Origin of the sequence: Aeromonas sp. HMWF016, assembly GCF_963878195.1 — a bacterium.
Classification (GTDB): Bacteria; Pseudomonadota; Gammaproteobacteria; order Enterobacterales; family Aeromonadaceae; genus Aeromonas; species Aeromonas lacus.
Genome location: NZ_CAWNWX010000036.1, coordinates 1 through 11,400 on the forward strand (window position 1 = coordinate 1; position 11,400 = coordinate 11,400).

Below are 11,400 nucleotides of genomic sequence, written 5' to 3' on the forward strand. Positions count from 1 at the left end.
CACTTTGGTCGGTTGCACGGGTTGATCAACTGCGCAGGCATTCTGCGCGATGGCATGTTGATCAAGGTGAAAGAGGGGGCGCTTGTAGAGAAGATGAGCCTGGCCCAGTGGCAGAGCGTCATCGACGTCAACCTCACCGGCACCTTCCTGTGCGGGCGCGAGGGGGCCGCGCTGATGGCAACCGGCGGGGAGGGGGGCGTCATCATCAATATCTCCTCCATCGCCCGTGCCGGCAACATCGGCCAGAGCAACTATGCCGCCAGCAAGGCAGGGGTGGCTTCGCTGGTGGTGACCTGGGGGCGGGAGCTTGCCCGCCACGGTATCCGGGTGATGGGGATCGCCCCCGGGGTATTCGCCACCGATATGACGGCTGCGATGAAGCCGGAGGCGATGACCCGGATGCAGCAGGCTATTCCGGTCGGCAAACTGGGTGATGCGCAGCAGCTGGCCGACACCGTTGCCTTCATCTTTGCCAACGATTACCTCAATGGTCGGATGATCGAGCTTGACGGCGGTCTGCGTCTGTAGACCTTTACCAAGATTTACATTGAGCCCTGACCTCGTGGTCAGGGCTTTTTTATGCACTCTTTTGAGTTCCCAAGGTACTGAATGGCGATGCATGGGCACCATCCGGGTCGCTCTATGGCGGCAGAAATATGAGAAATATCAATGGGTCTCAGTTAATTTGAACCAGCTCACAGGCCCTTGAGGTCAGTGCTGTAAAATTGCGCGCGGTCAAGGTGGTGCATGTTTGACGATGCGAGGGATTGCGGTCGGAATAGTCATGCAATATAGTTGCCGCCTTTTTCACGGGGTCCGGATTTTCAGCCCCTCCCATATCGCGCGCAGTATGAATACGGACGCTCTGCCGCCGCCTAATTAAACAGGATTGAGATGGACAAGAAACTAGGGCTTGGCGCCCTCATTTCGCTGGTGATCGGCTCCATGGTCGGCGCCGGGGTCTTCAGTCTCCCACAGAATATTGCTGCACATGCCAGCGCCGGGGCCGTCGCTCTGGGATGGGCCATTACCGGGGTCGGCATGATCTGCCTCGCGCTGGTCTATCAAAACCTCTCCATGCGTCGTCCGGATCTCGATGGTGGTATCTTCAGCTACGCCAAGGCAGGTTTTGGTGACTTCATCGGCTTCAACGCCGCCTGGGGTTATTGGCTCTGCCAACTGCTGGCCAACGTCTCCTACGCCATCGTGGTATTTAGCGCGCTCAGCTACTTCTTCGATACGCCGGATCACGTCATCTTCGGTGACGGCAATACGCCGGTGGCCATCACGCTGGCCTCAATTCTGATCTGGTCGGTACACTCGCTGGTGCTGCGCGGGGTTCAGGTGGCTGCCTTGGTTAACATCGTGACCACCATCGCCAAGATGGTGCCGCTCATCGTTTTCAGCGTGGCCATCCTGCTTGCCTTCAATATGAAAACCTTCACTCTGGATTTTTGGGGTCATGGCAACAGCGATCTCGGTTCCGTGATGGATCAGGTCAAGTCCACCATGAAGGTCACCCTCTGGGTCTTCATCGGTATTGAAGGGGCGGTCGTGGTCTCTGCCCGTGCTCGCCATCGCAAGGATGTCGGCCGTGCGACTGTGCTGGCCCTGCTGGGTGCATTGGCGCTCTACGTGATGGTGACCCTCTTCTCGCTGGGGGTGATGACCCAGCCTGAACTGGCTCAGCTCAAGAACCCCTCTACCGCGATGATCCTGGAAGCGGTAGTCGGCCCTTGGGGCGCCTGGCTCATCAACATCGGTCTGGTCATCTCCGTGATGGGGGCTCTGCTGAGCTGGACCGTGCTAGCGGCTGAAGTGCCCTACATTGCGGGCAAGACCGGGGTATTCCCGGCCTGGTTTGCCAAGGAGAACAAGAACGGCTCACCGCAGGTATCGCTCTGGTGCTCCACCTGTCTGGTGCAAACTTTCCTTATCATCATCTACTTCCAGAACAGCACCTATCTGGCGTTGGTCAACATCGCCACCTCGGCGGCGCTGGTACCCTATGTTTTCTCAGGTGCCTATGGTCTCAAGCTGGCGCTGAAAGGGGAGACCTATCAGGGTCAACCGCATCAGCGCAAGCGTGATCTGTTGCTGGCCCTGATGGCGACCATCTATGGCTGCTGGCTGGTTTATGCGGCTGGCGTCGAGTATCTGCTGCTGGTGGCGCTGCTCTACAGCCCGGGTATCTTCATCTACTGGAAGGCGCGCCAGCACCACGGTCTGCGCGGCCTCAACCGGCTGGAGCAGGGGATGACCGCGGCCTTGCTCGGTTGTGCCGTGCTGGCCTTCTACAAGGTGATGGACGGCACCATCCCCCTGAACTGATAGAGACAAGAGATGGCCCAAGGGCCATCTCTTCTTTTACACGCCGTCCGCGTCACAGCTTGTCGGCGTCGCCTCGGAAGGAATTTTTATGCTGTTTATGGGTTATCTGCTGCTGGGGGCTTTCGCCGGCATCCTGGCCGGACTGTTCGGGATCGGCGGCGGCCTTATCATAGTGCCGGTGTTGGTGGTGAGCTTTCATGCGCAGGGGGTCGATCCCGATATCATCACCCATCTGGCACTTGGCACCTCGCTGCCGACCATGATCTTCACCGGTTTCAGTTCGCTGCGGGCTCATCAGGAGGCCGGTGCGGTTGACTGGGTGATGATCCGCAGGCTTGGGGCTGGCATGTTGCTTGGCGCCTGGCTTGGTGGCATGACCGCCAATCTGCTCAGTGCCAGCACCCTTAACATCATCATTGGCTGCTTTGCCTGGACTATGGCGTTGCAGATGGGGCTCAACCTCAAGCCCAAAGCGGAGCGCCATCTTCCGGGAGCGCTCGGTACCGGCATCGCAGGCACCGTTATCGGCTGGATGTCGGCACTGTTTGGTATCGGCGGTGGCTCGCTCACCGTGCCTTATCTGAGCTGGAACAGCGTACCGATGCGCAATGCGGTAGCGGCCTCAGCGGCCTGCAGCATGCCGATCGCGCTGGCGGGTAGCCTGAGCTATCTCTATGCAGGATGGGGGCATGTGGATCTGCCCGAGTGGAGTGTGGGCTACATCTATCTGCCAGCCCTCATTGGTATTGTGCTAACCAGTACCCAGTTTGCCCGGGTGGGGGCCAAACTGGCACACAGACTCTCCCCCCAGCGACTCAAGCAGGCATTTGCCCTGCTGATGCTGCTGGTGGGGGCGAAATTCATGCTGTTTAGCTGAACCATTGGCCAGTTTGTTGAAAAATAAGGCAAACGATCTGTTGGAGGGCAGAAAGCCGTTGCATTGAACGCCCAGTTTGCCTATTCTCCTCGCCGGTGGTCCTATTGGTCCTCTCGCATTGATAACCCGTCGACCTGGTCAGGACCGGAAGGTAGCAGCCAAGGCGGGGGACTCGAGTGCGGGGATGTGGCTGGTAGGGCCACCACTTGTTTCTGCAATTCAATAAGTTACCTTCCTAAAGCCCTTGGTCATCCACTTCATGTAGACGACGAGGCGCTCATCGATGAATCTCTAGCTCAGTCCCCACGGCATCTGGTATTACCGGAAAGTCACCACACTCTCCTGTGGTCGCCGCAAAGAGATCAAAAAATCCCTGCATACCCGAAGCTGACGGCTCGCGCTGTTGTGGCGAAACCTTGGCTTCTGTTGGTTCGACAGCACCTTGGCCTCTTGGTCAGGGGGCGTTAGGTTAAATGCTGCGTGATACCAAGTCGGAACAGCGTGGCTTCCGTCGTATCGGTCAGTTCACTGACCCCGACCACGCTCCAAAGATCCTCCTCCAGCTTCTTTGCCTTGTGGATAGCAAATTTAGCGATGGTATCCAGTTCGTTGGCGACGAAGTTGATGTCTGGTCGGCCAGTACGGGATATGCCAACCAACACTGAATAAAACTCCCCCTGCTGTAATGCCTGCTCGATAAATTGCCGCTTTTCTTGCACGTTGCTGAACGAGTTGGCGAGGCAGCTCTTGATTTGGGGCCAACCTGAGTTTGTTTGCACGTACGATACGTAGACTTCTTCCTGCCTTGGTTTGTCATCTCGTTCCTGATGACGAAGCGGGGTCATCAGCACTTCTTTCAGCAAGTCCCCCTGAAACAGGGGATAGAGGTTGCCATGCTCCGGATTTGCAGTACAAACAGTGAGTACTCTTTGTAATGAACGTGGTTTGAGAGACTTGCCAATAGATGCCGGCTTCGCACTCCCATTTAGCTTGTTGACGTATAGCGGGGTATTGAAAAGATGACTGGTGTAAATATTGCGTAGAGCCCTGGCAAGTCCGCGATAGCGGCGGTGCTCCGGGGCTGTTTTCAGCTTTTTCTGGTTACTTTCGATAAGCAGAGTGAAGAACTGTCGACCAATGTGGCGGGCGGTATCTCCTTCAATGCAAAGGTGCAATACCGTGCGGGTCATGTTGAGGCTGACCAACCGGTAAGGCAGATGCAGCAAGTCCATTGTTTTGGCCAGCTCCTGCAGACGGGGCAGGGCAATGGTAACCACATCGTTTTTCTCACCGATAAAGGCCTCTTCTAGCTCAATCTGCATACCATGGGCGGAGATATCACGGGTTAAGCCCTGCCAGGATCTGCCATTGTGGCTGATGGTTATCTCCGTTTTGTGGATGTAGCGTTGTTCTTTGCGTAGCTGAACATATTGCAGCAGCTCGATCTCGAAAGGCATGGGCTCTTGTTCGTGGCCAAATCGTTGCAACTCGTTGGGATTGTTGATTGTCCCTCCTTCCTGGCGGAACTCTTCCCGTTGTGAGTCGAGGCTAATCTCCTGCAATAAACCGCAATAGCCTATCTGTTTGATGCGTTCAAGCAACTGGATGTCATGTAATTGGGACTCTTCGAGCCCGACAATCTGGCCCAGATCCGCTTCTGCCAACTCACATAGTTCCAGTGAAAATTTATAGACGCGCCAGCTGGGGCGATGGGCACCCACCTGAAAGAACAGTTTGGTCAAACCACTTAGCCGTAACTCTTCTGATGTTGCCGAGAAGAAGTAGATTTTATTTTGCACGGTATGGGCAAAGCTGTAGATCAGCGTTTCTTTGGTGGCACCTGGTGCCGGGCAGAGGCGTTTCATCCGATCGGTGGAAAACAGTCCTGCCAGTGCGTCACGGTTTTTTTCGTCACGCCAGTACTCGAGAAGGTGCTGATTGTTCTCGCTGCGCAGGGCTATCTCCAGCTTGGGGTTTGCACCCGAACTAAAAAAGAGTGGTATGCCTGTCATGCGCGGTAGATAGAACTGCTCGTGTCCCTTGATGATCGCAGCGGAAAGCAGGTGATCGACGCTTATCCGATGATGGCCTTTATTGGCTTTGATGAACTCTTTGATAAAGGTATCAAAGGCCGGGTTGTCACCAGTGCGGATCAGTATTAGCCAGCAGCGCCCCTCTTTATTCTCCTCACCCAGAATCTGGTACTGCACTGGTTGTTGTAATAGTGGATTGGCGCTGTCGTGCTCCAATCCGGTAAAGATAACCTCTACCTGATCACCGGTTTGATAGGTCGGTAGATAAGGCACCGAGATACGAATGCCTTCAGGAGAAAGATCCGATGTTTTGGCCAGGAGTTTGGCTCCATCCTTGAGCCTGACTTCTACAGGGGAGCTGATATGCATACGCTCTTGGCGACGGCCGTAATAACTGGCGAATGGGATAGTTTTGACTTCATATTGCTGGAAAGGGTTGGCCTGCGCCGTGGCTTTGCCTTTTACCCGGGCCTGTTGCCGCTGTTTTTGCCACTGCTGCATCACCTCGTAGACACCCATCGTGTAGTCATCACGGTAAATGAAGCACTGGCTCTGGAACAGGCTGATAGCCTCTGCCGGCATGAAGTGGATCATGCCTTTGAATTCATATACTTGACACTCATCTGCCAGGGCGTCCCGCATATCGATGACCCTGCGGCAGGAGGCGCATTTGCGCTGTAGCTCCATTTTGAGCAGAAAGCGTCCGTTATTACTTTCAGACTCTGTGAGTTGTGCAAAAATGTCTGCGAAATTCTTTTTCCGCAGCTGGGGAATGAGTTGTTCAATCAACTTTTGTTGCTGTACTGGATCCATGTATTCCCACCGCAAAAGTCATTTTATGAGCACAAATACTGATTATCTTGCCGCAACAGTGAGGTGCAATCACGCTTGTTAGTATTGCATATCCTAACGACTCCTCATTATTCGCGGAAGGCGTTAACAACACCATTCCATCGGCATCTCATAAAGTTGCAGTGTGCGACTTGTACATTTGGATACATATCGTCACCAACTACACACGGACGTTCGTCGTGCCTGGTCGTAGGATGAAGTCATGGAGAACGGCTCCATCACCCTAATGAGGAAAGTGACCATGAAAAAGATCATCCCCCTGGCAGTAGCTGCAGTTTTCGCCCTGACCTCTGGTTTCACCATGGCAGCTACACCGACCAAGGCTGCAGCCCCGCAAGCAACTCAAACCAAAGTCGTGAAAAAACAGCATCATAAAACCAAGCATCATGCCAAAGCTCCGGCAGCTAAAGCCGCACCGGCAACCAAATAGAATTTGGGCTCCTCCAGAGTCACCAGGACCGCAGGTGCGAATAAAGAGTTTGGTGGTAGTGCAGTAAGCGGAGAGCTGTAATAAACAAGGGAGGCCGATGCCTCCCTTTGATATCTGCACTAAGCTGACAGTGGTCGATTTTCTGTATCTGTCTCCGCTCTATAAAGCCTATGCACATCTTCTGATGCTGATTGTGTGGCGTTGTTTCCCAAATCGATGCAACTTGAATGGAACTAACTGAGGACTCGGTGATCTGATCACCACCATCCTCTTCAAATCTGCATCATGGGCACGTCGCTTCACCCCATCATCAACTGGCCTCAATACAGCAAGTCTTTGATTAACCGTGGTTCATGTATCCCGCCTCGCAAGAGTGCGGGGTTATGGAAAAAGGGATACCCAAGACATGACGCAATGCTGGTGATGCGCAAGGAAGGACTGGCGCACTGGAAGAAGATATCGGGATACCACCGTCGCTCGCTGGCAGAGACAGCGATGTATCGGTTCAAGCAGTTGAAAATCAGTCTGCGTAACTACAACGTCCAAGTGGGAGAAGTCATGGCGTATGTCAGCGCCATAAACAAACTGAATACCCTGGGGCTACCTGTCAGAAAGCCCCAAGTGTAGCGGTCACCTGGGGCAGGGAAGTCATGACTTGCTGGCTGATTTGGGCAACAACGCCCTTCATCACTTTAAGAACGCAGCCTAGCTGACTGGCTGAACTCGCTAGACTTAGATGATAAAGTGAGTTCAGCACGGATATAATTACTGTATATTATTACGCTGCAACAATGATGATGAATAGCCAATATTTTTTAACTCTTCAAATGCCTTAATTAATTGGGCAATATCATGGCTTGTATTTGTCGCTGTAATAGTGATGCGGAAAGCCTCACTTCCCTTTTTAACCATAGGATAAGGTGCTAAAGTTAGAAGAATATGGTTTTCATACAACACTCTTGATGCTTTAATCATATCTTTACCACTCCCAACTTTCACGGATATAATTGGAAAACCCGTTTCATTAGATGTGTCAAAGCCTATTTCGGTCAACCCCTTTATGGCCATGCGAGTTAACTCTGACATTTTACTTCGCAAAAACTCACCTTGCGACGCGTTAATTTTCAATCCTTCCAGCACCGCACACATTGCAGAAGCCGGACCCGCGCCACCAAGGTCATGCGGTGTCGCTTGGGAGATTAAGTAACGTCTCAGGTTGTGACTGCAACAGATAAACGAACCAAAACTTCCGTAAGCTTTTGAAAAACATCCAATGTAAACAATGTTTTCATAATCAAGGCCAAAGTAGTTTACGATTCCATTACCTCTTTTTCCATAAGGATATTCAACATCAGGTTTTTCCCCAACGACACCGAATCCATGTGCATCATCAACATACAGTAATGCGTTGTATTTCTTCGCCAGTTTGTCGAGTCTGGGCAGATCTGTATAATCCCCTGTCATTGAATTAACACCATCAACACAAATTAATTTCTTACTGATATGCTGATTCTCGATAAGTAAGTCTTCCAGTTGTTCCAAATCATTCAGATTAAAATTACACAGCTTTGAACCACTATCCCGTGCTATCTTGGCCCCTTCATACATCGTCATGTGGGCTGATTTTTCCAAAAATAATACGCCATCTTTCCCCATTAATGCCGGAATCACCCCATGATTCAACAGTGTCGTAGATGCGAAAATGCTGCAAGCCTCTGTGCCTACCAATTCTGCAATTTCCTGCTCAACCTGGTTAAACACCTCCACCGTACCAACCAGTCTGCACCAGGCAACAACGGTCCCGAAATCTCTTGTTCCGGAAATTGATGCATTTACGACATCATCATTAAAAGTCAGCCCCAAGTAGTCCTGTGACGCAAAATCAATAACATGATGTCCTGACTTGTCGACGAGTTGCCTTTCGTTCAGACGCACAGCCGAAAAGTCAAACATAGGACTTTCTGCACAAATGGCAGAGATGGTTTTCCTTTGCTCATTCAGATTCATATTAACAAAAGAACGTTCGAGAACTGGATTCATATTACACCTCATTTTGAGTTTTCATTTTTTGTACTTTGATAGCACAGGGTTTAACGATGTTTTCATTGTATAAATTGATACTTGTGGAATTGTTAATGGAGCTATACCGATAAAAGCGAGGCTAATACCGACAATATTGTATGCTGTTGCGTACTCACAGAAAAAAAACATAACCAAGAAATAGGTTCAGGGGGAGCTCAACATACCCAAGAGGGGCCAGTCGGCAGGCTTCACTTAATTTATACGAATACAGTAAGGCCAGTGACGCCCTGAGATACCAGAGAAAGTTTCCCATCACAAGGAAGACGACCTTAAAATCAAGTTAAGGTAATTACAATGTCTATTTAAACTCCGTTTTAATGCAAAAATTAGCGCACAAATAAAAATTGTCGTCAGGTGTCGGGATAGTAATTCAAAAAAAGTTCAACATTCCCCCCGTTCGCTTCATAATGACATCGACAAGCAACAACACAATAATAAAGTGCTTTAGCGTAACCGCCAACCTCATTATTCGCCATTGAAGTCAAGATCTTTCTCCCATAACTGGCGAGTAAATATATGTTTGAAATTAAATTTTTTGAAAGTGTGATTCGAATATGCTTCTGTGTCGCAGCAGACATAAGCTTTCTTCTTTTTTCGCTCATTACAGATGTTTAATCGATGAGCAACCAGAACGGAATGCAACCCAAGATTCCTGTAGTCAGGGTGTGTTGCTCCCTCGGAGAAGAAGCATTTATCTCCAATACATGTCAGTGCACCTGTAGCAACCAGTTTGTTATCTATGTATATTGAATAAAGATCAAGGGTCTTATCCAAGGATAAATTATCAAAACATCTTACTTTATCAAGACTGTGCCTCACCTGCTGGACTGATAATCCATTGCAACGCTTGTTTAACGCCATAAACTCATCTAATTCATCAGTGTGGATATTTACTTGTCTTAAATTTAGCGATAGTTGAGGTCCCTTGAAATAGTCATATATGTTATATTTTCGGTCGATCTTCAGCTCATACCAGAACTCTTCATCGCTGACAATTTGCTGATATAGTCGTTCAGAAAGCTTGTTGGGAAAATCTGCATTGAAGAGATCTGTTATATATATCCTTGACGGTTCATTTCGGGATGAAAAATAAAACTCTACAGTGCTAATATCCTCTTCAGTCAAGTTGTAAATTATATGAGCACAATTTAAATATGGTCTATCAGGACTTTCTGTAAAGGTGATTTGATATTTACCTGTCTCTTGCACTTCATCAAAATACATTAACTCCCAAGCGCGATTTCCTGAAAATATAATATCCTTCAATTGTGTAATATTCATATTTTCACTTCCTGTTCAAGTAAGATTCGGTCGATTTTTCCTGATGATGTTTTTGGAAGTTCATCATAATGCTTAAACTCCTTTGGTATCATGTATTCAGGCAACAAAGGCTTCAAGGCATCGACAATACATGAGGAGGGAATTGTTTTATAATCTTTTGTTGAATAGCAACACACCAGCGCGTTCTTATAGTGTACTACGCAAGATTCAAAAATCTCGCTTAATTTTGACATTGCTGATTCTACTTCACCAAACTCAATACGATAACCATTTAGCTTTATCATATGATCCTTTCGACCTTTATAATGTAAGTCTCCATTTTCATCTAAATATCCAAAATCCCCCGTTTTCCAGTATTTTGCAGGATAAGAGTGAAATGGGCTACTAACTAGACACTGGCTAGTCAGGTCATCCAGGCCGATATACCCAAGAGTTACAGTTCCTCCACGACACCATAGCTCTCCGATCTCATTAACATCACACACTCTATTGCCCGCTTCATTTACCACTAAAATCTCAGTGTCATCTACAACTCTTCCTAGGGGGATTGATGTCCAGTTTTCGTTTACCTCATTCACCCAGTAATAAGTTATTATATTTGTTTCCGTTGGACCATATATGTTCGCTATTTTGGCTTCTTTAAGACGGGATTTCAGCTCTATAAGTTGAGGGATGGGAAATGGCTCTCCGGCATACATAATTGTTCTTAGCGATGTTTTTTGATCTCCTAACCCTCCTCTGTTTAATAGGGTGATGAGTGTAGAAGGCGTTGTGTAAATAACTGAGGCCATTTCTTTTATCATTAGATTAACATAATCAATATGTTTTTGATCTCTCTTTCTTTTTTTATTCCAGTCAAAACAGACAATTTTAGCCCCTACAGCTAAAGTATTAAATATATCAAACACGGATAGGTCAAATTTAAAAGGTGCTCTTGACATGAGAATATCATTTTTTGTCAGTTTAAACTCTTTTTGCATCCAATCTACAAATGTTCTGGCATTCCGGTGAGTTAACATAATCCCTTTAGGAATACCCGTTGATCCCGAGCTATGTAATACATAAGCAAGATCATCACTAACCTGGGGCTTTGTATGTGTAGACATATTAACCTTACGGCATTCAGATAATAAAAAATCATTGAAGAACACTGTGTTTTCATTTTTCAAAAATGCTGATTTAAGCTCTCGATAATTATCATCACCAAAGATCACAATTTTGTTAAACGGGCAGGAATCAAACAAATCCTTAAATTTCAATGCAATATTTGAATCAACGATTATGGTATCAAGCCCTAAGTTTAACACCATAATTTTTAATCTATCCACGGGGGACTTTGTATCTAGCGGAACATAAGTAGCGCCAAGTTTTAAAATACCTAATATGGCAGCGATGCTTTCACAGTTAACTTCGGAAATTATTCCTATTAATGATTTCTTTGCATGTGTCAATATAGAGCGGAAATCGTTTGCTTTAATATTCAACTCTTTATAAGAGGTTGTTTTACCTTGCTC

Annotated in this window: 8 protein-coding genes, 1 other RNA gene and 1 pseudogene; 6 read left to right on the plus strand and 4 right to left on the minus strand. The window is 48.4% G+C overall.

Going from position 1 to position 11,400, the window contains the following annotated elements:
- From AACS24_RS05135 to ffs, 4 genes are all read left to right on the plus strand, one after another.
- Nucleotides 1–528, plus strand: a 528-nt coding sequence (locus AACS24_RS05135) for an SDR family oxidoreductase (RefSeq protein ID WP_108572567.1), incomplete at its 5' end; no start/stop codon positions are given.
- 366 nt (nucleotides 529–894) lie between these two features.
- Nucleotides 895–2,331, plus strand: a complete 1,437-nt coding sequence (gene arcD, locus AACS24_RS05140) for an arginine-ornithine antiporter (RefSeq protein ID WP_033113099.1) — start codon at nucleotides 895–897, stop codon at nucleotides 2,329–2,331.
- An 88-nt stretch (nucleotides 2,332–2,419) separates the two neighbouring features.
- Complete coding sequence (locus AACS24_RS05145; RefSeq protein ID WP_108572568.1) at nucleotides 2,420–3,208, plus strand: sulfite exporter TauE/SafE family protein; 789 nt, start codon at nucleotides 2,420–2,422, stop codon at nucleotides 3,206–3,208.
- 102 nt (nucleotides 3,209–3,310) lie between these two features.
- Nucleotides 3,311–3,407, plus strand: an RNA gene (ffs, locus tag AACS24_RS05150) — signal recognition particle sRNA small type.
- Nucleotides 3,408–3,672: 265 nt separating this feature from the next.
- Here the strand turns inward: ffs and AACS24_RS05155 are convergent.
- Entirely contained in the window at nucleotides 3,673–6,054 is a 2,382-nt protein-coding gene (locus AACS24_RS05155; RefSeq protein ID WP_108572572.1) for a PilZ domain-containing protein, read from the minus strand.
- Between the two features lie 280 nt (nucleotides 6,055–6,334).
- Here AACS24_RS05155 and AACS24_RS05160 point away from each other — a divergent pair, with 280 nt between their 5' ends.
- Both AACS24_RS05160 and AACS24_RS05165 read left to right on the plus strand, forming a co-directional pair.
- A complete protein-coding gene (locus tag AACS24_RS05160) occupies nucleotides 6,335–6,523 on the plus strand; it encodes a hypothetical protein (RefSeq protein WP_033113872.1) in 189 nt (62 codons plus the stop codon).
- 351 nt (nucleotides 6,524–6,874) lie between these two features.
- Nucleotides 6,875–7,150, plus strand: a pseudogene (locus AACS24_RS05165) (IS5/IS1182 family transposase); the annotation flags it as partial.
- A gap of 138 nt (nucleotides 7,151–7,288) precedes the next feature.
- On the opposite strand, the gene AACS24_RS05170 reads toward AACS24_RS05165, so the two are convergent.
- The 3 genes from AACS24_RS05170 to AACS24_RS05180 form a co-directional block, all read right to left on the minus strand.
- Nucleotides 7,289–8,563: an aminotransferase class I/II-fold pyridoxal phosphate-dependent enzyme gene (locus tag AACS24_RS05170; RefSeq protein ID WP_181364318.1), complete on the minus strand. Its 1,275-nt coding sequence runs from the start codon at nucleotides 8,561–8,563 to the stop codon at nucleotides 7,289–7,291.
- A 507-nt stretch (nucleotides 8,564–9,070) separates the two neighbouring features.
- Nucleotides 9,071–9,886, minus strand: coding sequence for a hypothetical protein (locus tag AACS24_RS05175; RefSeq protein WP_108572570.1), 816 nt, complete (start codon nucleotides 9,884–9,886; stop codon nucleotides 9,071–9,073).
- A partial coding sequence (locus AACS24_RS05180; protein ID WP_146181459.1) for an amino acid adenylation domain-containing protein occupies nucleotides 9,883–11,400 on the minus strand: 1,518 nt, incomplete at its 5' end. The genes AACS24_RS05175 and AACS24_RS05180, both read right to left, overlap by 4 nt.

What these genes read in the sequence shown, in the direction of transcription:
- AACS24_RS05175 (WP_108572570.1), bottom strand. Translation starts at nt 9,886, where the DNA reads ATGAATATTACACAATTGAAGGATATTATATTTTCAGGAAATCGCGCT.
- AACS24_RS05155 (WP_108572572.1), bottom strand. Translation starts at nt 6,054, where the DNA reads ATGGATCCAGTACAGCAACAAAAGTTGATTGAACAACTCATTCCCCAG.
- AACS24_RS05160 (WP_033113872.1), top strand. Translation starts at nt 6,335, where the DNA reads ATGAAAAAGATCATCCCCCTGGCAGTAGCTGCAGTTTTCGCCCTGACC.
- AACS24_RS05145 (WP_108572568.1), top strand. Translation starts at nt 2,420, where the DNA reads ATGCTGTTTATGGGTTATCTGCTGCTGGGGGCTTTCGCCGGCATCCTG.
- AACS24_RS05170 (WP_181364318.1), bottom strand. Translation starts at nt 8,563, where the DNA reads ATGAATCCAGTTCTCGAACGTTCTTTTGTTAATATGAATCTGAATGAG.
- arcD (WP_033113099.1), top strand. Translation starts at nt 895, where the DNA reads ATGGACAAGAAACTAGGGCTTGGCGCCCTCATTTCGCTGGTGATCGGC.